The sequence below is a fragment of the Hymenobacter sp. BT491 genome (genome assembly GCF_014349165.1).
In the GTDB taxonomy this organism is placed as follows: domain Bacteria; phylum Bacteroidota; class Bacteroidia; order Cytophagales; family Hymenobacteraceae; genus Hymenobacter; species Hymenobacter jejuensis.
Map to the genome: position 1 here is coordinate 518,377 of NZ_JACSJJ010000004.1, position 23,634 is coordinate 542,010.

General features: G+C 56.0%; 20 protein-coding genes. 6 read left to right on the forward strand and 14 right to left on the reverse strand.

The window, feature by feature from the left end; translation table 11 throughout:
• Nucleotides 1-121 precede the first annotated feature (121 nt).
• Together H9I52_RS18950 and H9I52_RS18955 are read right to left on the reverse strand one after the other, a co-directional pair.
• The gene (locus H9I52_RS18950; RefSeq protein WP_174805793.1) at nucleotides 122-1,378 is read right to left on the reverse strand and encodes an SUMF1/EgtB/PvdO family nonheme iron enzyme; all 1,257 of its coding nucleotides are present in this window, start codon (nucleotides 1,376-1,378) and stop codon (nucleotides 122-124) included.
• 68 nt (nucleotides 1,379-1,446) lie between these two features.
• Nucleotides 1,447-2,406: a PorP/SprF family type IX secretion system membrane protein gene (locus H9I52_RS18955; RefSeq protein ID WP_187455148.1), complete on the reverse strand. Its 960-nt coding sequence runs from the start codon at nucleotides 2,404-2,406 to the stop codon at nucleotides 1,447-1,449.
• Between the two features lie 376 nt (nucleotides 2,407-2,782).
• Here H9I52_RS18955 and H9I52_RS18960 point away from each other — a divergent pair, with 376 nt between their 5' ends.
• On the forward strand, nucleotides 2,783-5,854 hold the full coding sequence (locus H9I52_RS18960) for an AsmA-like C-terminal region-containing protein (protein ID WP_187455149.1): 3,072 nt from the start codon (nucleotides 2,783-2,785) through the stop codon (nucleotides 5,852-5,854).
• A 125-nt stretch (nucleotides 5,855-5,979) separates the two neighbouring features.
• The gene (locus H9I52_RS18965) at nucleotides 5,980-6,774 is read left to right on the forward strand and encodes a DUF4382 domain-containing protein (protein WP_262386129.1); all 795 of its coding nucleotides are present in this window, start codon (nucleotides 5,980-5,982) and stop codon (nucleotides 6,772-6,774) included.
• 116 nt (nucleotides 6,775-6,890) lie between these two features.
• Here the strand turns inward: H9I52_RS18965 and H9I52_RS18970 are convergent, their stop codons facing one another.
• From H9I52_RS18970 to fumC, 7 genes are all read right to left on the reverse strand, one after another.
• Nucleotides 6,891-7,508 (reverse strand): thioredoxin family protein, encoded by a 618-nt coding sequence (locus H9I52_RS18970; RefSeq protein ID WP_187455150.1) that lies wholly within the window; start codon nucleotides 7,506-7,508, stop codon nucleotides 6,891-6,893.
• Nucleotides 7,509-7,601: 93 nt separating this feature from the next.
• The gene (locus tag H9I52_RS18975; protein ID WP_187455151.1) at nucleotides 7,602-8,099 is read right to left on the reverse strand and encodes a DinB family protein; all 498 of its coding nucleotides are present in this window, start codon (nucleotides 8,097-8,099) and stop codon (nucleotides 7,602-7,604) included.
• A gap of 22 nt (nucleotides 8,100-8,121) precedes the next feature.
• Nucleotides 8,122-8,580: a DUF6970 domain-containing protein gene (locus tag H9I52_RS18980; RefSeq protein WP_139515278.1), complete on the reverse strand. Its 459-nt coding sequence runs from the start codon at nucleotides 8,578-8,580 to the stop codon at nucleotides 8,122-8,124.
• A gap of 125 nt (nucleotides 8,581-8,705) precedes the next feature.
• Nucleotides 8,706-9,116 (reverse strand): diacylglycerol kinase family protein, encoded by a 411-nt coding sequence (locus H9I52_RS18985; protein ID WP_316248056.1) that lies wholly within the window; start codon nucleotides 9,114-9,116, stop codon nucleotides 8,706-8,708.
• Nucleotides 9,094-9,690, reverse strand: a complete 597-nt coding sequence (locus H9I52_RS18990; RefSeq protein ID WP_139515279.1) for a GNAT family N-acetyltransferase — start codon at nucleotides 9,688-9,690, stop codon at nucleotides 9,094-9,096. Before H9I52_RS18990 ends, H9I52_RS18985 begins: the two co-directional genes overlap by 23 nt.
• A gap of 60 nt (nucleotides 9,691-9,750) precedes the next feature.
• A complete protein-coding gene (locus tag H9I52_RS18995; protein WP_187455152.1) occupies nucleotides 9,751-10,821 on the reverse strand; it encodes a DHH family phosphoesterase in 1,071 nt (356 codons plus the stop codon).
• A gap of 76 nt (nucleotides 10,822-10,897) precedes the next feature.
• Nucleotides 10,898-12,298: a class II fumarate hydratase gene (fumC, locus tag H9I52_RS19000; protein WP_139515281.1), complete on the reverse strand. Its 1,401-nt coding sequence runs from the start codon at nucleotides 12,296-12,298 to the stop codon at nucleotides 10,898-10,900.
• Between the two features lie 187 nt (nucleotides 12,299-12,485).
• Here fumC and H9I52_RS19005 point away from each other — a divergent pair, with 187 nt between their 5' ends.
• The gene (locus H9I52_RS19005) at nucleotides 12,486-12,893 is read left to right on the forward strand and encodes a dodecin family protein (protein ID WP_187455153.1); all 408 of its coding nucleotides are present in this window, start codon (nucleotides 12,486-12,488) and stop codon (nucleotides 12,891-12,893) included.
• Between the two features lie 195 nt (nucleotides 12,894-13,088).
• Here H9I52_RS19005 and H9I52_RS19010 read toward each other — a convergent pair whose 3' ends face one another.
• Nucleotides 13,089-14,447 carry a TonB family protein gene (locus tag H9I52_RS19010; protein ID WP_187455154.1) on the reverse strand — a complete coding sequence of 453 codons (1,359 nt, stop codon included), beginning with the start codon at nucleotides 14,445-14,447 and terminating at the stop codon, nucleotides 13,089-13,091.
• Nucleotides 14,434-15,054 carry an RNA polymerase sigma factor gene (locus tag H9I52_RS19015; RefSeq protein ID WP_187455155.1) on the reverse strand — a complete coding sequence of 207 codons (621 nt, stop codon included), beginning with the start codon at nucleotides 15,052-15,054 and terminating at the stop codon, nucleotides 14,434-14,436. The genes H9I52_RS19010 and H9I52_RS19015 overlap by 14 nt, the downstream gene beginning before the upstream one ends.
• 351 nt (nucleotides 15,055-15,405) lie before the next feature.
• Between H9I52_RS19015 and H9I52_RS19020 the strand changes: the two genes are divergently transcribed.
• Complete coding sequence (locus H9I52_RS19020; RefSeq protein ID WP_187455156.1) at nucleotides 15,406-17,316, forward strand: YfbK domain-containing protein; 1,911 nt, start codon at nucleotides 15,406-15,408, stop codon at nucleotides 17,314-17,316.
• Between the two features lie 154 nt (nucleotides 17,317-17,470).
• Here the strand turns inward: H9I52_RS19020 and H9I52_RS19025 are convergent, their stop codons facing one another.
• The 3 genes from H9I52_RS19025 to H9I52_RS19035 all read right to left on the reverse strand — a co-directional run bounded on the left by H9I52_RS19025 (nucleotide 17,471) and on the right by H9I52_RS19035 (nucleotide 20,677).
• Nucleotides 17,471-18,256: a porin family protein gene (locus tag H9I52_RS19025; protein ID WP_187455157.1), complete on the reverse strand. Its 786-nt coding sequence runs from the start codon at nucleotides 18,254-18,256 to the stop codon at nucleotides 17,471-17,473.
• Between the two features lie 246 nt (nucleotides 18,257-18,502).
• Nucleotides 18,503-18,922, reverse strand: coding sequence for a hypothetical protein (locus H9I52_RS19030; RefSeq protein WP_187455158.1), 420 nt, complete (start codon nucleotides 18,920-18,922; stop codon nucleotides 18,503-18,505).
• Nucleotides 18,923-19,318: 396 nt separating this feature from the next.
• Nucleotides 19,319-20,677: a vanadium-dependent haloperoxidase gene (locus H9I52_RS19035; protein ID WP_187455159.1), complete on the reverse strand. Its 1,359-nt coding sequence runs from the start codon at nucleotides 20,675-20,677 to the stop codon at nucleotides 19,319-19,321.
• 874 nt (nucleotides 20,678-21,551) lie between these two features.
• Between H9I52_RS19035 and H9I52_RS19040 the strand changes: the two genes are divergently transcribed.
• Together H9I52_RS19040 and H9I52_RS19045 are read left to right on the forward strand one after the other, a co-directional pair.
• Nucleotides 21,552-22,382 (forward strand): prephenate dehydratase, encoded by an 831-nt coding sequence (locus H9I52_RS19040; protein ID WP_187455160.1) that lies wholly within the window; start codon nucleotides 21,552-21,554, stop codon nucleotides 22,380-22,382.
• 64 nt (nucleotides 22,383-22,446) lie between these two features.
• Nucleotides 22,447-23,634: a pyridoxal phosphate-dependent aminotransferase gene (locus tag H9I52_RS19045; protein WP_187455161.1), complete on the forward strand. Its 1,188-nt coding sequence runs from the start codon at nucleotides 22,447-22,449 to the stop codon at nucleotides 23,632-23,634.

The window sequence follows — 23,634 nt, forward strand, 5'->3', positions numbered from 1 at the left end:
CTTTAGTAAATAAGAATAATCTACAAATTATTGATTATCAACAATTTGTAGATTGATATAAGTAAACAAAAAGCCCTTGCAAACTGCAAGGGCTTTTTGTTTGATAGGTTAAAAAGTAAGCTTACTTGTTCGAGCCAGCGTTGATCATAGCGCAACGGAAACCGATGGTAGCGGTAGCCGAATCTTCAGCCATGAAGCGACGTGTGCCAGGCGAGAGCCAGTAAGCTACGTCGCGCCACGAACCGCCTTTGTACACGCGCACGTGGTCGTCGATGAGCGACTGGTAGCCTTTCTTGTCGTACTTCTCAGCAGGGTCGAGGAAGCCGTTCCGACGGAAGGGGTTCAGGTCTTCCACGTCTTCGAACGACAGCGGACGGTAAATGTCCTGTACCCATTCGTTTACGTTGCCAGCCATGTTGTAGAGGCCGTAATCGTTCGGAGGGTAGTTGTAGATGTACTCCGTGATCATGGCGCCGTCGTTCAGGCTACCGGCGATACCGGCGTAGTCACCACGGCCACGCTTGAAGTTGGCCAGGAAGCTACCCATGTTCTTGCCGTATGGGTTACGAACCTGACGACCATCCCAAGGATAGATGCGCTTGTTTTCTTGGTTTTCGTTGCCGGTTTCCTGCGTTCCGATCAAAGCTTGCGCGGCGTATTCCCATTCAGCCTCAGTAGGCAGACGGTAGTTAGGCAGCGTGTTGCCGTTCTCAATCGAAATTTTGGGTTTGCCGTCGCCGGTGTCAGCGCCTTCGGCTGCATCAGCAGTTGCCTTCTTTTTGCGCTTAAACAAGCCGCCGCCACCGCCGCTTGAGCCGCTACCTTCGTCAACACCAGCAAGGTGCTCGTTGACTTTGGCCGTGCGCCACGTGCAGTAGTCGTTGGCCTGCAACCAGCTTACGCCCACCACTGGGAAGTAGCGGAAGCCTGGGTAACGCAGGTAGTAATCCACGTAAGGGTCGTTGAACGACAACTCGCGCGCCCACACTGCCGTGTCGGGCAGCGCCGACTGATAGAATTCCTCCGACGAGTCTTTGCGTACGAAGTGCAGGTATTCGAGCCAGTGAATGTTGGCCACCTCAGCTTCGTCCATATAGAACGAGGCGATGGTCACAGTGCGCTCCACGTTGTCGCGCGTCATGGCCACATCTTCCTCGGCTGAACCCAGCACGGTACGACCGCCTTCAATAAATACCAATCCGGGTCCTTCAGGGATGCCCTTATAATCGGCCACCTTCATGCCCTCTTCGGTGTTGTACTCGATGCCCGTTGTCGAGCTGTACTTACCGGGTTTCGTAGCGGTAGGCGGACCACCCTTACAAGAAGCCAGTGCACAGGCTCCAACAATGGTGTAACGCAGGTACTTGGAGAAATTCATGATTGAGTTGAAACTACCTGTGATTAAAGGTTTTAGAGAAGGCAATTTGGATGCAATAATACAAAAAGTTAGAAGGCCGGACAAGGAATCGCCGGGTAATTCCGACGTTTTAATCGGCGCCATGCTGCTTCGAGTGCATCGAACTGCCGGATGGATAGTGAAAGTTCATGCGCTCCTCCCAAATCTGCACTGAATTGACTCAGACTCACATCATAACTGTATCCCAAGCGAAAAGCCCCTACGTTGACCCCGGCAATTGCCGTCAGAATTTGCTGCGGATGCAGCGAACCTGGTAGGGGTACTCCCCGGTACACGGCCCCCAAGGTAATGGGGGTCACAGTACCGTATAATCCAACTTCTGCCCGCTGCGAACCGCCCTGATAAGTATAATTGAGGGTAGGTGTAAGGCTGATTTCGCGAAGCTCTTTGTTAACGGTGGTCTGCGCGAAATAGTATTTGTAGCCCGCATTAATATTCAGACGCAGAGGTAGTTTGCTCTGTGTCATGAAGCCCAAGTCAGGTTGGTTGAGATGATGCGCGGCCACCCCCAACCACGCCTGCTTGGTATACAGGATAACGCCTGTACCAATGCTGAAATAGTTAACCGGCTTATAATCAAGTGGTTCTGCAGAAGGTCCGGTGATTGTTCCGTCGTCGGAAAGCTGGTCGCCGAACACAAGATTGCCGTAGCTGATGCGTTGGTGTCCGTAGCTGGCTTTCACGCCGCCGCTTAGGCTTAGGTCTTCCGTCAGGCGGGTGTGGTAAGCGTAGACGCCACCGATTTCGTAGCGCGTGTAGCCAATGGAGCCCGTGCGGTCGAGGTTCATCAGCAGGCCTACCGCGCTGCGCTGGTCGCGAAACCGGTAATCGGCGGCCAGCTGGCTCGTCTGGAATGTGCCCGCCAACGTTGGGAACTGGTTGCGGTAGCTAAAGGTGATGCTGTAATCATCAAGCAAGCCCGCAAACGCCGGGTTGGTGTGCAGCCGCGTAGCGTAAGGCTGCGCATAATAAAGGTCTTGGGCGTGCACAGCTCCCGGTTGAAAACCCGCCACAGCAACGGCAAACCCAATACCAAACAGCTTTTGACGTTTCTGTGACCTGAAAGTAGACGAAACCAATCGGACCAATCCTGATATGCGCATATGCAACCCCTCTAGCGTTTGTCGGCTCCTACTTTGACGCGCCGTAGCACAAACGTGGGAACTAAAATGCCAATTTCCTTCATCTTTACCAGTAGTGCCGAGGCAATTAGTGGCGTTCGAAATTTGCTATGTCCCTAATGTAAGTGCAAAAGTAGCTACAACGCGGCCTTACTTTTGCCAACTCAGAGTGTGTAGTACACTTTTTGGCGGCCTTCACTCCTGCTGTTCTTATCTCGCTGATCTTCCCTAAGTTTTCCTGCATATGCGCAAGTTGTTTTTAGGAATATTGATTTTTCTAGTGGTGTTGGTGGCTGCTGTCGCCTTGGCCCCTGTCCTGTTTAAAGACAAGCTCAAACAGGCCCTCGACAAGCAATTGGCCCAGCGTGTACGGGCCAAAGTTGAGTACGACCCCGACAAAGTCAGCTTAAGCTTGTTCCGCACGTTTCCGGATCTGGCTCTGAGCATCGACGGCTTGCGCGTGATCGGCCAGGATTCGTTTGCCCGCGATACGCTGGCTTACCTGCCCACGTTCCGGGCCGGCCTGGATTTGATGAGCGTAGTGCGTGGCGATCAAATCAAGATCAAAACCATCGAGCTTGATCAGCCCAATATCAACCTGAAAGTATTGAAGAGCGGGCGCGCCAACTGGGACGTGTTTATTTCCGACTCGGCCGCGGCCAAAGCCGGACAGGATACGACGCAGGTAAACGTAGCCATTAAAGGGTGGGAGATCAACAACGGCAAGCTGCGCTACGAAGACCGCAGCATTCCGTTCGCGATGAGCGCCACCAACGTGAACCACACCGGCTCCGGCGACTTCGAGCGCAACGTGTTCGATATGGTATCAAAAACGACAGCCGACAGCTTCACCATGAACTACGCCGGCGTCGATTACCTGTCGAAAGCCAAGCTCGATGCCGACGTGACGATGGCCATGGACTTGGGCAAGATGCTGTTTATGTTTAAGGATAACAACGTCAAGGTCAACAACTTCCCGGCGAGCTTTGCCGGGACTATTGCCATGCCAGCCAAGGACATTGACTTCGATCTGAAGTTTAAGGCGCTGGAAACCGACTTTAAAAACATCCTGAGCGTGGTACCGGGCATGTTTACGGAGCAGTTCAAAAACATCCAGACCGAGGGCCGCATGGCATTCGATGGCTACCTGAAAGGCACTTACAACGATCTGAAAATGCCCGGCTATGGCGTGAACCTGCAAGTGAAAAACGGCATGTTTAAGTACCCCGATCTGCCGCAAGCCGCCCGCAACATCAACGTGGATATGGCCGTGGATAACCCGTCGGGCTTCACCAACAACGTGAAAGTTAACGTGAAGCAATTTCACCTGGATCTTGGCAAGAACCCCGTCGATGGCAACGTAATCGTGGACGGACTGGAGCCGATGAAAGTCGACGGGCGCGTGAAAGCCAACGTCGATCTGGCCGAAATGATGAAGGTGTACCCGGTGCAGGACCTGATTTTGCGCGGACAGCTTTTCGTGGATGGCACGGCGAAGGGCGTTTACTCTAAAACGCAAATGCCAGTGGTACAAGCCGTTATGCGTATGACCAACGGCTACGTGAAATCGAAGCAGTTTCCGGCGCCAATCGAGAATCTGGCGTTTAACGGTACTGTCGTCAACACTACGGGGCAGCCCAACGACACGCGCATCAACATTCCGCAGTTTCGGATGCTGCTCGACGGCGAACCACTGGAAGGCCGCGTGGCGGCGCAAAACATCGACAAGCCCATTTTCGATGCCGACGTGAAAGGCGTAGTCGACCTGACCAAGCTTACCAAAATCTTCCCGCTGGAAGGCATGACCGTAACGGGCCGCCTCAATGGCAACGTGGCTGCCAAAGGCAAAATGGCTGATATTGAGGCCGGTAGATACCAGAGCGTGGTGGCTTCAGGCACCGTAAATGCGCAAAACATCACCTACAAAAGCACCGATCTGCCGCAGGGTATGCGCGTGACGCGGGCCACGGCCACGTTCAATAATGACCAGATTGTGCTCAAAGACATGACTGGTTTTGTGGGCTCGTCGGATATTGCCGCCAACGGTGTGATTTCCAATTACATGGGCTATCTGTTTACGCCGGGTCAGCCGCTGCGTGGCAATCTGACCGTGAACAGCAACCGCTTCAACGTGAACGAGTGGATGGTGGACGAGGTGAGCTCAACGCCTACCGCTGGGGCCAAAGCTGCCACCAAAGCGCCCGCCACCGCTACTAAAGCCGATGGCGTATTGCAGATCCCGAAATACTTCGACCTGACGCTGAACAGCAACGCAGACCAAGTAGTGTACGACAACCTCAAGCTCTCCGACGTGAAAGGCACAGTAGTAGTACGCGACGAAACAGTTAAGCTTAACGGGCTGACATTTAACACGTTGGGTGGGTCGTTTGCTACAACAGGTAGCTACAGCAGCAAGGATCTGCAACACCCCAAGTTCGACTTTGGCCTGAACGTCAAGAACTTGAACTTCCAGAATGCTTTTAATGCGTTCAATTCCATCAAAACGTTGGTGCCGCTGGCTTCGCAGGTGGAAGGTATCTTCTCGACTAACTTCAACGTGAGCGGCGAAATGGGGCCCGACATGATGCCCAACTACAGCACGCTTACAGGCAAAGGCGTCTTTGATATTGTGCGGGCCGCAGTGCTTAACTCGCCCGTAATGAACAACATAAGCTCGCTGACGCAGTTTGACGAGCTGAAGAAATTTGCGGTGGAAAACAAGGACGTGGCCGCTGAGATCCTCAACGGCAACTTCATCGTGAAGCCGTTTGACGTAAACATTGGTCAAATAAAAATGACGGTGGGCGGCTCGAACAACGTGAACGGCAACCTCGAATATGTGACGGCCCTGAATGTGCCCACCGGCAAGCTTGGCAACCAACTCAACAACCAACTCACGCGCCTGACAGGCGTGCAAAACCTGCAAGGCACCGACCGCGTGACGCTGGGTCTGAACATCGGCGGAACCGTTTCGAACCCGCAAGTGAAGCTCACGACCGGCAGCGTAAAGTCGCAGGCTAAGGACTTGGTTACCAATATTGTGCAATCGAAAGTCAATGATGCTAAGTCGCAGCTTCAGGCCCGCGCCAAAGTAGCCCAAGACAGTTTGCAGAACGATTTGCAGCGCAAGCAGCAGGAACTAGCCTCGAAAGCCCAGCAGGAAATTGAGAAGCGGCGCCTGGAAACCGAAGCCAAGCTGAAGCAGAAGGCAACGCAGGGCCTAAACAACATTCTGTTTGGCAAACCTAAGAAAGCTCCGGCCCAAACGGCACCGGTTGAGGAAACGCCAACAGCAGATAGTACGAAAACTAGATAATAGAATTATTTTTTGTTCGTTCGGGCAGCAGTTGGCTAACTTGTTGCAGGCAACGGAGCAGGTCGTGCCGTATTAGCGGACGATCTGCTCCGTTTTTTTTCATCCCTTCCCACCGTTCATTTCTTATGAAATCAGTACGCTTTATCAGTTCAATGGTCGCAGTTGGTTTGTTGGCGCTCGTTGGATGCAGCAAAGACAACGAATCGTCCGGTAGCATGTCGAAAATGGAGGTGCGCCTCATCGATGGTCCCGGCGATTACAAGGCCGTTAACCTCGATGTGCAGAGCGTGCAGGTGCACGTAAAAGATGGCGACGACGAGAAAGGCTGGGAAAACTTCGCCCTGATTAATCCGCGTTCTTACAACGTGATGGAGTACGTAAACGGCAACTCCGCCCTGCTGGCCAGCGCTGATTTTCCGGCTGGCCGTATCTCCCAGATTCGCTTGGTATTAGGGCCGAATAACACCGTTACGCTCAAAAATGGCCAAGTAAAACCCCTGACTACGCCCAGCGGCCAAACCTCGGGCTTGAAGCTGAAAATCGACGCCGACATCACGCGCGACGTGACTTACCAGCTGGTGCTCGACTTCGACGTGGCCAAGTCCATTGTGGCGCGCGGCAACGGCGAATACAACCTGAAACCCGTAATCCGGACCATTACCACGGCCATTGCGGGGGGCATCAAGGGCAAAGTTTCGCCCGTGTCACAGCCTCAGATTCTGGTGATTCGCAACGCGGCGCCCATCGATACGTTCAGCACGTCGCCCAACGCGGAAGGCGGCTTCCTGGTGCGGGGTTTGGCAGCCGGTTCGTACCGGGTAGAGTTCTGGAACAACAATGCTCTTTATTCCAACTCCACGAAGCAAGCCACGGTCACAAACGACCAAATCGCGGATCTGGGAACTGTTGAATTAAAATAAATATTTGACAATCAGTATCTTATAAACAAGCCCCGCTGCAATGTGCAGCGGGGCTTGTTTATAAAAAGTAGAACTAGCCTGCTATTTTCATAGCCCCCGACTTAGGTTGGCTATGCTTAGGTTAACTTCTGTACAAGCTGCAACAGCTCCTGCTGGGTCGAGCGGGTTTTGTCTTTGCCGTACCAGCCGTGGATTTTTTCGGCGTATTCTTCATGGGTAGCGCCTTCGGCTTTCAGGCTTAGAAACAGTGCCTGTGCTACCGCCGGTCGAGGGCCCCAATGGGTAATTTCTGCAAGGGTATCAGCTTGTAAAACAACGAGTTTGGGGATGGAGCGACTGCCGTTAGTCAGATACTGGTCCATGAGGTCCAGGTTTTCGTCGCGCAGCAAGTAGCGGGACGTCAGCTTGCCTGCCGAAGCCTGCACCACGGCCTCCAACACAGGTACAATTTGGGCCGCATCGCCGCACCAGCCTTCTGTGATTACTAGCCAGACGTAACGACCGGCCAAGTTGGCCACCGCTTCGCGCAGCTCCGGCAACAGCACGAGCGTTTTGTCGATGCGGCTCATGCGCTGCACGTTAAGCTGGGTGTAGTTCGTCAGCGCTTCCGACTGGTTAGGGCCGGTAGTGCGCTGTTGCTCCAGCAACTCGTCGATGAGCTGGCGGTAGGAAGTGTAGGGATAGCCCGCAGCCAAGCGTTCGGGAGTCAGGACGGGAGCCAGAGAAATATTCATGTGAGAATGAATCAGTTAGACAGATCCTTATAACAAACAAAAGCCCTTCTGTTTTAGAAGCAGAAGGGCTTTTTTCGAAATCAAGCGCCGAGTTTACAGGCTCACCGTTTCCTTGCCGGCGGCCGTCAGCTCGCGGCAATACGTGATAAAGTCTGTGTTGATGGGTTCCAGGTCGTGTTCACGCAGGCGCGTAGCCACTTGGCCGCGGTGGTAGTTGGCGTGCACGTGCACATGCGTCAGAATATCAGACACTTGGCTTACATACGAATCGCCAACCGAATTGCTGTACGAAATGGTGCGGTGCAGTTCGGCGTCGTCGGCGGCCTGTGCCATCTGATGCAGGCGCTCAGAGGTTTGCTCGTGCAGCTGGTGCAGTACGTCCAGGGTATGTTCCTGCCACACTTTCACGGGGCTTTGGGTACCGGTAAGGCGGGCAATCCAGATGTGCTGGGCGTTGAGCACGTGGCTGAACAGGCGCAAGCACACCGCCGGAATTTCCTGGCCCGAACGGGCTATTTCGTCGAGGCGGCCGAGCAGCGTATTGTTGGCCCACACGTTGTAGGCCGCCAATTTTTCAATGGTATTGATCATGGGAAAAGAAAAAGAGAAGAGACTACTGCCTTGGATCTTGCCAAACCAGCTTTTCTTCGGTTTTGTTCTTGTTGAAATTGGGGCAGTTGCCATCGCCCTTGCCCGTGATGCCGCCATCGGGCTGGCACATCACTTGGCCTTTGGCGTTGTAAAGCGTAGAAAACTGGTCGCAGCAGGCGGCGCTTTCGTAGTAAACTACTTGGTTGTCATAGCGATACCGAAATATCTGTGTGGGCGGGTTTTGCTTTTTCTGGGCCATCAGCTTCTGAATGCGAGCATTGAGCCATGCGGGCCGGGCTGTGGTGTCGAAGGCCGCTTCGGGGCCTCGGTTCAGATCGACGGTGTTGGTGCTGGTAGGCGCCGGCGTGGTGTTGCCGTTCACGTTACCCGAAGTGGGGGCGTCGGTAGGCGTCGTGACGTTGACGTTGCGCTGGCAGGCGGCGGTCAGCAACACAGAGGCAAAAAGTAAAGACAGGCGCATAACAAAAGGGCTTGAAGGGGCGCGAAGGTACACACTGTGGCCAGTGGTGCAGGTGGGCAGCTTACAAAAAGCAACTCCAGAGGATCAGCGATTTCTTACGCCGAGCTTCCGTAATAGTTTATCTTTCAGAACAGATGGGCTAGGCGCGGGCCAAATATGAGCGCGCCCACTACTACAGCCCCCAATGCCGCTACCAGCACGGCGCCGGCTGCCACGTCTTTGGCCTTGCCGGCCAACGGGTGATACTCCGGTGATACCAAGTCAGTTAGGGCTTCGATAGCCGTATTGGCCAGCTCGGCACTCCAGACGGTGCCCACGGCCAGCGCGACCAAGGCCCACTCGGTGCTGCTGATCGTAAAATAAAATCCCAGCCCGATTACCACCACGGTGGCGGCGGCATGAAACTGCAAATGCACTTCCGAGCGCAGCGCGGCCGTCACCCCGCGAAACGCGTGGCCAAAGCTAGCGGCGCGGCGCCGAAGTAGGCCTTGCCGGGCCGGGTTGGGAGTTGGGTTATCCACGGGCGTCAAATTCACGAAATACCGTTTGCCGCAGGTTTTCCCATTCGGGGCGTAAGATGCTGAAATACACCGAGTCGCGGCGTACGCCGCCCTGCGTAAACATATGGCTGCGCAACGTGCCTTCTTCCGTTGCGCCCATCCGGCGCATGGCCTCCCGCGATTGCCAGTTGCGGGCATCCGTTTTGAGTTCGACACGCTCGCAGCCGAGTTCGCCAAAGGCGTATTTGAGCAGTAAGTGCTTGGCTGCCCGGTTGATACCCGTGCGCTGAAACTCCTTGCCCACCCACGTCCAGCCGATTTCAAGACGCTTTTCTGGGATCGCGAAACTCCCGTAGCTGGTGCTACCCGCCAACCGGCCCGTCTCTAAATCAATGATGGCGAAGGGATACCGAATGTTTCGGGCTCGGTCGCGCAGGGCCTGCGACAAATACGTCACCAATCCTACCGCATCCTTGGGGTTTGGCGTGGTGGTATAGCGCCAGATTTCGTCGTCGAAAATGATGTGCTTAAGCGCTTCAAAATCACCCACTTCGAGTGGTCGAAGGCGGACGCGGGAATTTTCAAGGGTGATACAGCGGGAGCAATCCATGGGGGCGGGGGTTGGGCAGGCAAAGATGCCCCGAAAAAATAAAAGCTGCCACCTTAACCATCACGCATCAAAGCCCAAGCCGCGCAACAGCAGTTGGTAGTCGGCGGCGGGCAAATGTCCCCCGCTGGCCTGCGGATGGCCGTGCGCAAAATTGGCGGGTGGCGTAGCGCCAATGCGGGCGAAGGCCTCGCGTAAAATATTGGGAATGTGTAGGTTACTGCTAGCGGCTCGGCCCGCCACGGCCACTGCCCCGTCGGGCAGGTAGCCCAGGTTGGCACAGAGCACCACCCGGTCGGGCAGGCGCTGAATCCACTGCTGGGCAATGAGGGGGTGAATTTGGCAGGGCGAGTTGATGGTGATCACCGCCACGGGCGAAGCATCGGGGCCTTTTGGTGGAAATTTGGGCGGTAGCTTCCGGGCGACGTTGAGGGCAGCGCTCACTTCGGCGCGGTAGCCGGCAAGCTTTGGGTCTTGGGCAAGGCCCCGCGGATTGTCGTCGTGGAGCAGGTAGTGAAGGGGCAGTGCCAAGTCAAACTCACCGGCGCGGCGGGCGGCGTTGCACATGGCCACGGCTTCTTTCAACCACTTGGCTGTGTACTGCTTTTTGACTTCGGGAAGCAACGCCCAACGCGCGTGATCGCCCAAGTCGGAAATAACGCCAATGGCCGCAACCCATTGTAAATCAGTTGTATCTGTTTCGGCGGCTATTAGCTCGTACGCCAGCCACGCCGAACAAGGCACTGGGTCGAGGCCGTAGCCGGTGAGCACCGTGCTGCCCGCCGGCGGATAGCCTTCCGGAATGTGGTGATCGACGTAGAGCACGGGAATGCCATCGGCTTCGAGCGTGCCGCTTTTGTGGACGCCTAAGTCGGTAACGATCAGTGCATCAGGCTGAAACGCGAGCAGTTTCTCCCGCACACCAGGCGTGAGAAACGCATTCTCCCCTTTGCCCGATGGCACTACTACGACTTCCCAATCGGACCCGATCTTTTGCAGTCCGCGCCCAAATACGGCTCCGGCGCCCAAGCCATCGGCATCGAAATGGCAGTACACCACCACGCGCCCACGGGCCGGAATCTGGTTGAGAAACTGACGAAAAGGCGCGACGAACTGCGGGAAGGCTGGAGCCATACACAAAAGGGCAGCCGGCCTAAGCGCCAACTGCCCTTTTGTTCGTAAAGCACAACGAGAAGGTTATACCGAAAAGCTACTTGATCTCGCCGACCATGTCCTCCGGCTTCAGCCATTCGTTGAACTGCTCCTCGGTCAGGTAGCCGAGTTTCAGTGCGGTTTCTTTCAGCGTACTGCCCTCACGGTGAGCCGTTTGGGCAATTTCGGCGGCTTTGTAGTAGCCGATGTGCGGGTTCAGGGCCGTGACCAGCATCAGCGACGAGTTGACGTGCTTGTCGATGTTGGCTTTGATGGGCTCGATTCCTTCCGCACAGCGGTCGTTGAACGACACGCACACGTCGCCTATCAGGCGAGCCGAGTGCAAAAAGTTATAGATCATCAGGGGCTTGAACACGTTCAGCTCGAAGTGACCCGTAGCGCCGCCAATGTTGATAGCTACGTCATTACCAAGTACTTGCGCGGCCACCATCGTCATGGCTTCGCTCTGCGTGGGGTTCACTTTGCCGGGCATGATCGAAGAGCCGGGCTCGTTGTCGGGGATGTGGATTTCGCCGATGCCCGCCCGCGGACCCGACGACAGCATCCGAATGTCGTTGCCGATTTTCATCAGGCTGACCGCTACCGTTTTCAAAGCGCCGTGGGCTTCCACAATGGCGTCGTGCGCAGCTAGTGCTTCAAACTTGTTTTCGGCAGTTACGAAAGGCAAACCCGTCAGGTCCGCGATGTGCTTGGCTACGTTTTCCGAGTAGTTCGGCGGCGTGTTGATGCCCGTGCCGACGGCCGTTCCGCCCAGCGCCAGCTCCGAAAGGTGGGCCAAGGTATTCTTGATCGCCCGCAGGCCATGGTCAAGCTGCGACACATAGCCCGAGAACTCCTGGCCCAGCGTGAGCGGCGTAGCGTCCATGAAGTGCGTGCGGCCGATCTTAACGATGTGCATGAATTCCTGCGACTTACGCTTCAGCGTATCGCGCAGCTTCTCGATGCCGGGGATGGTCACTTCCACCAGAATCTTGTAGGCGGCAATGTGCATGGCCGTCGGGAAGGTGTCGTTCGACGACTGCGATTTGTTCACGTCGTCGTTGGGGGCCAACACTTTCTTTTCGTCGGTGAGCTGGCCGCCTTGCAGCACGTGACCGCGGTAAGCTACCACCTCGTTCACGTTCATGTTCGACTGCGTGCCCGAGCCCGTTTGCCACACCACCAGCGGAAACGCTTGGTCGAGCTTGCCTTCCAGAATCTCGTCGCATACCCGACCGATGAGCTCGGCTTTTTCGGCCGGCAACACGCCCGCATCGCGGTTGGTGAGGGCCGCCGCCTTCTTCAGATAGGCGAATGCCCGGATGATCTCCTTAGGCATCTTGTTGATATCCTGCGCGATCTGAAAGTTTTCGATCGAGCGTTGGGTTTGGGCGCCCCAGTAGGCGTCGGCGGGCACCTGTACGGGGCCCATGGTGTCTTTCTCGGTGCGGAATGGCATGTAGCTGATTGAGCTAGGGTGATGAATCCGGTGTTGGTAGCGGTAAAAGTACGGAACCCGTGGCGGGGGGCAAAGTTGGCAAAAGTCGTGGGCTGGCAGCCATTCACGGCCGGGCTGCGTACAAACTTGCCCGGCCCAACAAGTCGTGATTCCGCCTCTTTTCCACTTCCAAACCCCTTTCTACGTTATGAGTACGATCAAAAAAGTAATCGAGGTGTTAGCCTCCTCCGATAAAAGCTTTGAAGATGCCTTGCAACGGGCTCTTACCGAGGCCAGTACGACCGTAAAGGGCATTAAGTCAATTTACATCAAAGACCAAAGTTGCCGCGTGCGCGACAACAAAATTGTGGAGTACCGGATCACGGCCAAAATCAGCTTCGAGGTGATGCACAAATGGGACCCCAGCGGCATCAACACCGCTCCCGAAGAGCTACAGCAGCCCACCGCCGACGACGCCCCCGCCGGAAGCATCGACGGTGGCGGCACGCCCGATTACAGCCACGTCGAAGTCAAAACCGAACCTGATCTGCCCCGCGAAGTACAGCCCGGCGGCAGCGCCACCGAACCCGAAAGCGGCGGCGGTTACAGCGGCTAGAAGTTCGTTGGTTGAACATAAGTTATTGACAGTCAATGCATTGTAAATACATCGTTTTTCTGTCACTCCCATCTGTCATCCTGAGCAATGCGAAGGACCTTATCACGTTTGCAGACGCCTGTAGTTCTGGCGTGACAAGGTCCTTCGCGTTGCTCAGGATGACAGATTTTTTATAGCTACTTACAGACCAAAGTGTTAGTCGATCCTGAACGGCACAGTTACTTTCACCGTGCGGGAGGCCCGGCGGCCGTTGGCGGTGCCGGGGAGCCAGGTAGGGCCTTCCTGCACCAGTCGAATGGCTTCTTGGTCGCATTCGGGGCTGAGGCTGTCGAGCACTTTCACGTCTTCGATGGTGCCGGCAGCCGTAACCGTAAACTTCAGCTTGACGCTGCCTTCCAGATGCTGCTCCAAGGCTTTGTCGGGATATTTTAGCTCGCGCTTCAGGTACTCGTGGTAGGCCGTGAAGCCGCCTACCGGCGCGGGCGCAACAGGTGGCGGCGCGGGCATCCGGCTATTGGGTACCGCTGTTACTACTACTTCGTTAAGCGCCTTATTGTCAGCAGATAACGCCAATGCGAAAGTGCTGTCGCGGTTGAGCTTGTGCTCTTGAGTTTCGTAGCCGATGGAGCTAACCGTGAGTTTGTCCTCACCTTTTGGCACAGCAATGGAAAAGGAACCGTCGGCCGCCGTACTGGCCCCAATGGAAGTGCCTTTCACCTGTATTGTGGCACCGGGCAAGCCCGCTCCGTTTTGCTTGTCGATAATGCGACCGCTGATGCGACGCGTATCACCCGTAAAGCCCTGAGAATTAGCAGTTGGACTACTCATCTGAGTCCGGAAAGCCGCGCTGGATTTTGCTTTCATAGGCGCCGCCGCAAGGCCCCCGATGGCAGCTGAGTCGGGGGCAGCGACCGCAACAGGTGCCTCTTTGGCCTCCATAGAGGCGCTGGCCACGGCATCGGCTAACCCCGTGGCTTCTCCGGTTGGAGTAGCTGCATCGGCCGCGTTTTTGCGCCGGCTCAAAGGCCGCGGTGCGCGTATGGGCGAGGACTGAGCAGAGCTTAGTGCTTCAAGATCAGCTTCTTGCGTTGGCTGTGCTGCGGCATATTCCGGCGCTGCTTTTTTGGTTGCCAACGGTGCGCTAGCCTTCGGCACCGCCCGGGGCCGTACGACCGCCGCCGTTTCCGCAGAACGGGAATTCATCGGCTGACGAAGGCCCAGCCACAGCAACGCGCCCGCTACTACCAGTAACGCTACCACTGCTGCCAGGCGTTGCCAAGCCCCTGCGGTGCGTTGGGGCGCTTCCTGCGCCAAACGAGCTTGCAGGCGCGTATGCAGCTGACTGATTGCGTGTTCCGTGGTTTCGGCGTCACTTACCGAAAGTCCTTCCAGTATGTCGGCGCAGCGCTCACAGTCGAGGGTGTGTGCTTCTACGCGGTGTTGCTCGGCAGGAGGCAGCGTGCCCGCCACATACTGCCGCAGCAGCGCCAGCGGCAGGTGGCCGCCGGGCTCAGCCGGGAAGGAGGAAGGGGGTTGCTGATTAGCGGGCCGCATCGGGAGAAGGATCGAGAGAGCGTTTGAGGTTGCGTTTGCCGTTTTGCAGATGGCTTTTTACCAGCCCAAGATCATAGCCGGTGGCGTCGGCGATCTCGCGGTAGCATTTCTTTTCGAGGTAAAACAATTCGAGGCAGCGGCGTTGCGGCTCCGGCAGGCTGGCCAGGGCAAGCTCCAAGGCTTGCAGGCGCTCCTCGTTGGCCACTTCGTCGTCGGAGTTATCTCCTAACAGATGCGCGACCCCCGCAGATTCCACATCGGCGGCATCCGGAAAATGAATCACTACCGGTCCGCTTTCCGGGCCGGCGCGCTGGCGTGCGCGCAACTGCATCAAGCAATGGTTGCGGGCTGTGGTATGCAGCCACGCCGGAAAATTGCTGACCTCGTGCTGCCGTAAGCTGACGACGAGTTTTTCAAATAGCTGCATGACAGCGTCTTGCGCGTCTTCGTCGGGCCGCAGGTAGCGTCTGCAAATGGCAAACACCGTCGGCATGTGCCGCTCATACAGCACTCCCAAGTCGGCTACCTCGCCCGTGCGGCGGTAGCGCGAAAGCAACTCCTCGTCGGAGAGCTCGGTGGGCGGCTGTGGGCGACGCTTAAAAAACATGCAGCCGCAGATTATGCAGATTTTCTCAAAACGACATTATGCAGCCAGTAATCCAGTTCCACTCCCTTTTTCAGATTCCGCGCATCAAGCGTCGAGGGCGCCCACAGAGCGGGGTGGTAACGGCGTTGTTTACAGGGGCAACTAAACAACCTCCGCACGCGGGCCAACCACCCCAGCGGCAGCTTTGCTGCCGCGTCCCCTCCTCGGCTGAGGAGGGGGGCGGAAAATTTCTGTGCTTGCTGTATGGAATTCGGTGCGGTGGTGCATCAGGTTACTGAACCTTCACCTCTAATGCCTGATGCCATGAAAATCCTACTCTTTCTGCTGGCTATTTGCCTCGGTAGTATCATAATGCAACCATCTGTCGCACAGATAGTTATAAACAAGTCCTCAGCGGCCACCGCTGACACCGTTACGGTACGGGGCCGAGTTACCGATGCTCAAACTAAACAAGGGCTTCCGGGCGTAACGGTGCTAGTAAAGGGCACTGCTCTTGGTGTTTCCACTGATACTAATGGCTTCTATAAGTTAGTGGTGCCAAGTATTCGGGCCGTTTTGACGTTCAACTCAGTGGGCTACGTTACGGTCGAACGAAAACTGGATGCAAAAGCGACCGGTGCGCGTGTTGTCAATGTGGCTTTGCACCCAGACACCAAGACGCTACAGGAAGTGGTAGTAACGGGCGTTTCTCCCTCGCAAGCGTTGATGGGCAGTGTGAGCGGAGTACAGAGCCAATCGGGCCACGACCGCAAGCAGAAGCGCGGGGGTGTTTCGGTTCAAATTCAGGGCATAAGCTCGATGCCGCGTGCGCCGTGGTATGGCCGCAGCGAGAGCTACGCCACCATTCAGGAAAACAGCTTCCATACAGCTCGGAAAGAGCCGCTTAGCACCTTTTCCATCGACGTAGATGCGGCCAGCTACTCGAATGTGCGCCGCTTCCTCAACGACGGCCAGCGCCCGCCCCGCGACGCGGTGCGCATCGAGGAAATGATCAACTACTTCACCTACGACTACCCACAACCGGCTGCTAATGAGCCCTTTTCGGTGACAACCGAACTGGCTACCTGCCCTTGGAACCCCAAGCACCAGCTGTTGCAAGTAGGCTTGCAAGGCAAAAAGGTAGAAACCAGCAACTTGCCAGCAGCCAACTTGGTGTTTCTGGTCGATGTGTCGGGCTCGATGAGCGGGCCTGACCGGCTGCCGCTGGTGCAATCGGCGTTGCGGCTGCTGGTGAAAGAGTTGCGGCCCCAAGATCGGGTGTCGCTGGTGGTGTATGCCGGGGCGGCCGGGGTGGTGCTGGAGCCCACGCCCGGCAACCGTCGCGCCGACATTCTCGACGCCATCGACCGCCTGCAAGCCGGTGGCTCCACGGCGGGCGGCGAGGGCTTGCGCCTGGCCTACAGTATAGCCCGCAAGCACTTCAATAAAGAAGGCAACAACCGCGTGATTCTGGCCACCGACGGCGATTTCAACGTGGGCGAGCAAAGCGACGCCGCCATGGAGCGCCTCATCACCGAGGAGCGCGAATCGGGCGTCTTCCTGACGGTGCTGGGCGTAGGCGAGGGCAATCTGCAGGACAAAAAAATGGAGTTGCTGGCCGACAAAGGCAACGGCAACTACGCCTACCTCGACAACCTCGACGAAGCCCGTCGGGTACTGGTGCGGCAGTTTGGCGGTACGCTGTTTACCATCGCCAAGGACGTGAAGCTGCAACTCGAATTCAACCCGGCCCGCGTGCAGCAATACCGCCTCATCGGCTACGAAAACCGCGCCTTGGCCGACGAAGATTTCAACAACGACCGCAAGGACGCCGGCGAGCTTGGAGCGGGCCACACCGTCACGGCGCTCTACGAAATTGTGCCCGTTGGGGCGCCGCCCGTCGTCGATCCGCTTAAGTACCAGGCCAACCCGGCGGTAGCGCCCGCGTCCGCCACGACCGACGTAATGACTGTGAAGCTGCGTTACAAGGAGCCCCAGGGCAGCACAAGTCGCTTGCTGGAACGGGCGCTGCGGGGTACAGCAACGCCCATTGTGCAAGCGTCTGAAAATCTGAGGTTTGCGGCGGCTGTTGCCCAATTCGGTATGCTGCTCCGTCAGTCCGACTACCGCGGGTCGGCAACTTTCGAAACCACCGCTAAGCTTGCCGAAGGTGCCCGCGGCAAAGACGCCGAAGGCTATCGGGCCGAGTTTGGGCGCTTGGTAAAAACAGCCGAAGCCGCCCGGCGGCCCACGGAAGACCCCGAGAGCTACGGCGTCCGCTAAAACAGAAAGGTCCTGCAACGTAAAGCTGCAGGACCTTCTTGGGTGAACGGTGGAGAGAAAGGGCTTAGGACGTAGACAGTAAGCAAAAAGAGTGCCCTACTGAGCATGAGCATGTGAGCGGCGTCAAAACTTTTTTCGTTGCGGCCGCCGGCCTCTAGAACGAGAAGTTCAACGAGGCTTTGACCACGCGGTTTTTGGCGTCGAAGTTGTTGTTTTTGTCGAGCGAGGTAAGGCCGTAATCGTAACCGGCGCTCAGGCCGAAGCCGCTTTCGAACTGATAGCCAATGCCGCCGGTCGCGGAAAAGTCGACGGGGCGGAACTGATTTTTCACGTCGAAATCCTGCTTGAAGGCCGAAAAGCCGAGGGCGCTGGCGTTTACGCGCACCTTGTTGCTGACCAAAAACGAAGCCTGCGGACCGGCGTAGATGTACAGGCCGGGCGTGAGGTATGCTTTTGCTACCAACGGCACGTCGATGTAGGTCATGCGCGAGGTTGCCGTAACCTTAGCATTCAGGAAATCAAACTGTTGGAGCGGAATACGGCCCGAAAGCTCGGTGCCTTTCTCCGAGTACAACACGCCGGGCTCGATGGCAAAATGCGGCCCCAGAGGCAACGTAGCGTACACGCCGGCATGAAAACCGGGTTTGGTCTGCTTCGTGACGGCGCCGTTGGTGTATTCGGTTACGTTCATCACGCTTTGCACGGCGTTGCCCGACCAGTCGGCCACGTTTACGCCGGCCCGAATGCCAAACTGCACGCCGTTAGCAGTGCCTATAGAAGACTGACTAACAGGCCGTTGGTACGTAGCCCGCGATTCGTACTGCGGGCCGTTGTAAGCAGGTACGCGGTGCTTCTGAACCTGAGCCTGCGCGGCGGTAACCGAAACAAAAGACAATAGGGTAGCGGCGGCCAAGCGGCCGAATTTTGAAATCGTGTTCATGGCTATTAGTAAGGGAGGTCGGGAAAGACAGACTTCGCGGGTCGCCGCATTGCGCGTTTGCGGCTGTGACCTAGCGTCGGAAGGGTATATCAAAAAACCGTGCCAAACCTTGATTAAGCCAAGCGAGTAGTATGGTAACTAATTCATAATCAATAAATTATAACAATAACTCTCCGACTATTCTATTTCTTCAATCGCAGAAAAACTCTGAATAATCTTGCTTTAGTGCCGAGCTGCATTCACGGTTTATCGAAGAAAAATAGTTCCCGGAGGGTATTTTCGGTAGTCCGTCTTCGGGGGTAGAACCAGCCAGATATCCACTCTCGTTTTGGGCATTTCAGGGGAGGAACGCACAATATGAACTTGCCCTACGGCTGCTGGAGCAATTCGAAGAACTGCTGCTGTTTGTTGGTCGAGCACATGTCCGTTAAGCGCAAAGGCGAGTGGCCCATGCAAGCCGAGCTGGCGACCCAATTGACGGAACGACTTGCTACGAACATGCTTCGAGGAGGTAATATCGATTACCCCGATGCCCAGGTTTTGCAACTGAGGCGCTGCCTCCTGAGCAGCAGGAGCATCTGAGCCTTTGTACACCGTGACTTTCTTAATCTCTTGGGGATCAAAGTCTGATAAGACCCCATTGATGATAACGGTAGAATTGAGCACGTATACTGGATCCGGAATGGCTACCTGAGGCCGGCTGTAGGAAGCCGTTTCTTGGGCGTAACTCCCGACGGGATAACTGCACACCCCTAGTAGGCATAGCATGCGAAGCCAGCAATAACGCATGGAGTAGGTTTGGGGAGGACGGGTAGTAAAGTGCAAAGGCTAAAACTAGGCACCTGTAGCTGATTTATCCTCACATCTGCTAGATTCCTGCTGAATGCTAAGTTTCACAAACTGCTAACTATGAAGTGCTTCTGCAAAATACCTTTTGTCAGGCCGCTTGCTTTCTGGGAAACAGAGATTGAAGTAATCTCTGTTTCCCAGAAAGCAAGCCAATTTGAAAACGCCGTAAGAACCTGAGGCGGGGTGCACATCCTCCCGCCTAACCCTACTTTCTTATTTAGGAAGTAAGGTTAGGTCAGCGATCTTGTTACCGAGCTCTTTGCCAAATTCTATCGAAATGGTCTGCGTAGTCGGGTAGTGGATGCCTCCGTACACCCTGGAGGTAGCGGCCTGCTCTCTCATTGCCGTAATCGAAGCATACTGACGGGGCGCTAAGCCTCTCCAGGAATATGCGTTGTCGGTTACCGCAATGTCGCCGTATTCTCTTATTAATACTTGCAGCACGGGCCCAACTATTCCGACAAGGCCGGACGGATATTCAGGGTAGGGAGGCGTGGGCAAATACGCCTGCCAGGTTGGGTCAATATGCCGTTGGATGTAAGTAACCGGGCGCAGAAGATTATACTGGTATTTGCCTCTGAATGTGTTGATCGGGCCGTCCTTCATGGCAATACCGGCTTTGGCGTACACCTGAGCTGCCTCACCCAGTTTGGCTTGCTTTTTCTCCAGTACCCCGGTTATAATAGAGAGAATATGATAGGGGGCCGGAACCCCTACGCCCGCGCCGCCCGCATCGGCCCACCAGTCTGCAATGGCTTTTTGCTCTGGGGTTAAGGATTTCCCGATGTCGTACACTGCTTTTGCCTCTTTGTAGAACGGGGAGGTCGGATCTTCCGAATAAGCAATTGGCAACGGGGATATTAGCGTCGTCAGGCTTGATACCAGAAAAGGCCTCGAATCTTTTAGAAATGGCCCTTGCGGCGCAGGAAAAGCAGGTGGCGTGGGCACCCAAGATCCTGGGAATACCGGGAGCACATACCCTTGGCTGCCTAGGTTAAAGTTATCCGTCGTCGACCAGTTGTAGATGGCCGTAGCGACGGCACGCCCATAGGCTTGCGAACGGGCAATCGTAGCATCGGAAGCCCGTAGTTTGAACCGGAGGTTGTAGGCGTTTTCCAGCGAATCAATGCGGACCTTGTCTGCCTCAGTCAGCCCACCTAAAAACTGCTTGTACATACTGGCCAAAGCCGCGTTGGCGCTCGCGCCCCACACATACTCCTGGTTCCGTTCCGGGACAGGCATAGGAGGCATCTGGTACAACTGGGAAGCTAAACTCACGGCCCCTTTCACGCCGGGCCGCACGGCCTCATACAGCCCGACGCCGATGAACCCAAAGTTGCGGTTGTTGAAGAGAACCACCGGTTGCGGAGCGACGCGCAGTTGCGTTTTTGCAATGAGCTTATACCAGTCGTACACGACCGCGGCACTTTCCTGCTGGGGCTGAGGCTGGGTCGACGGTTGGTGAAACAATTGCTCAACTAAGTCGTCGCAGCTGTAGAAGAGCAAACCGGAAAGGAATAACAAGAGCATAGGAACCGCTTTCCGACGCGTGGGCAGAGATAGGTGCTTCATAGTAAAAGAAGGGATTGGTGAAAGAATCGAGAACGAGGGAACGGGTGCAGCCCGTTGGACAAGCTTTTACTAAGGCGCAGCGGCCCGATCCAAACTGAAAAAGCAGCAAAAGGCCGTCAGCCGGCCAAAACCAACACAGCAGAAAAAGGATTGGGATGCCTCGGATGGCAGCAGAAAGACTCCTTGACGGGTCGAAAAAGCGTAATGCTTACACCAGAACCGTCGCCAAGACGGTGCCCACGAACCAACGGCTCCCTACCGGGAAGCGCGCTACCGGATTTGCTTATCGGTATAAATATACTATTAATATATATAAATTAATCTGTATATATCGACCTCCGAGCAGATTGTTAGAGTTGCGCTTGTGAGGGCCTCAATTTATGAAGCGCACCGCCGGCGGAAGATTGCCTTGTAGGATGGAGGCCGGGAGGAAGGAATGGATACAACACCCCTGACTCTGAGCAAGTAGGTAAGTATCAGCAGCTAATCGTACATCGGCAGGCGGCGTAAGCGTGCGAAAAGATTTTGCTTTTGTAAAATCCTTTTCTGACTTTTAGCCCGTCAGCACTGCAAACTCATGCTACCCCAACAGGCCCGCTTCTTTTTTAGCTATTACTTCTACTACGCTCAGGCGTAGCAGCGAGGCCTTTTTGTAGCTAACCCATACAAAAACTTAAAAGCCTCCTGCACCCCAGGGGGCTTTTTTAATGACCCGCCTTTTCAACATATGAACCCCACGGCTCCTTTTTTTTACGGCTATTATTACTTCTTCTTCTGGAAGAAGCGGGGCCTCGTTTGCACATCCTAACCAAGGAAAACCAAAGGGCCCCGCACAGCGGAGGCCCTTTTTTATTTCGTCAGCAGCATACGCTTTATGAACCCTACCATCGCCATTCAAGGCTTCGAAGGCAGCTTCCACCAGATTGCCGCCCAGCACTATTTCGGCCCTGCCCTCACGCTGGCGCCGTGCGCCACGTTCACGGAAGTAGTGCGGCAGGTAACGTGCGGCGAAGCGCATCGGGGCGTAATGGCCATCGAAAACTCCATTGCAGGCAGTATCTTGCCGAATTATAACTTATTGCAACAGAACGAGTTGCAAATAAGTGGCGAAGTGTACCTCACCATCGGACAACACCTGATGGCGTTGCCGGGCCAGTCCTTAGACGATATTCGGGAGGTGCATTCGCACCCGATGGCTCTCCTGCAATGCGCCGATTTTCTGAGCCAGTATCCGCACCTGCGGCTGGTCGAAACCGAAGATACTGCCCTGAGTGCCAAGCGCATCCGCGACAACCAGCTGGCAGGCGTGGCGGCCGTAGCAGGCCGGCTGGCCGCCGACTTGTTCGAGATGGACATCCTGGCTGCCGACATTCAGTCGGCCAAGGAAAACTACACGCGCTTTCTGGTAGTCGAGCGGCCGGAAGACGCCCAATCGGTTGCGAGACCCAATAAAGCGTCGCTGTATTTCCACACCGTCAACACGCCCGGCAGCCTCGTGAAAGTGCTGAGCTGCATTGCCGACCACAATATCAACCTCTCCAAGCTGCAATCCATTCCGCATCCGGGCCGCATCTGGGAGTACTTCATTCTGGCCGATCTGGAATTTGATCGCCCCGAGCAGTTTCAGGACGCCCTGCATGCCGTGGAACAAGTCGCCGAAGGCCTGCGGGTACTGGGCGTGTATCAAAAAGGGATAACGTATTGATTTTATATAATTAATTGATTGTCAAATAATTATTTCTGATCACGTACTTCACTTCTTGCCTCTCATGCCTCTTCACATAAGCACCGCCCAGCGCCTGGCCCACACCGGGGAGTACTACTTCTCCCGGAAGCTCCGCGAAATCGACGCCCTGAACAAAGCCGGCGCCAACGTCATCAACTTAGGCATTGGCAGCCCCGATATGCCGCCGCATCCCTCGGTGATTGCCGAGCTAAACCAACAGGCCCAACTGCCCAACACCCACGCCTACCAGAATTACAAAGGCATTCCGGCGCTCCGCAGCGCCATGGCCGACTGGTACGCCCGCTTCTACGGCGTTTCCCTCGACTCAGAAGGGGAAGTGATGCCGCTGCTGGGCTCGAAGGAAGGCATTATGCACATCTGCATGACCTTTTTGCAAGAAGGTGACGAAGCCCTGATCCCGAACCCCGGGTACCCGACTTACCGCGCCGCCGTGCAGCTCAGCGGCGCCACGCCCGTCGACTACGACCTCACGGCCGACAACCACTGGCTGCCCGACCTGAAGGCGCTCGCCCAACAGGATTTGAGCCGGGCGAAGCTGATGTTTGTCAATTACCCGCACATGCCCACCGGCGCCCGCGCCGACGCGGCTTTTTTCGCGGAGCTGGTGGCATTTGCCCAGGCACACAACATTCTGCTGGTGCACGACAATCCGTATAGCTTTATCCTCAACGATCAGCCTGCCAGCTTGTTAGCCACGCCGGGCGCGCGGGAAGTAGCCTTGGAGCTAAACTCGCTGAGCAAGTCGCACAACATGGCGGGTTGGCGCGTGGGCATGCTGGTTGGCCGAGCCGATCTGTTGCAGGAAGTGCTGCGCTTCAAGAGCAACATGGATTCGGGCATGTTTCTGCCCGTGCAGCGCGCCGCCGTAGTGGCGCTGGGGCTGGGCGAGGAATGGTACGCCGAGCTCAACGCCCATTACCGCGCCCGCCGCGAGCTGGTGTTCGATTTGTTGCGCGCCATTGGTTGTACTTTCGATGCGCAGCAGACCGGCCTGTTTATGTGGGCCGCCATTCCGGCTGGCTTCGCCGACGGTTACGCGCTGAGCGACAGAATATTGGATGCGGCACGGGTGTTTATCACGCCGGGCGGCATTTTTGGCACCAACGGCGACCAGTTCATCCGGGTGAGCCTGTGCCAGCCCGAAGCCGTGCTACGCGCCTCATTGGATCGAATTGTAAGTGCCCTGCACACTAGCCCGGCCAACGCCTAA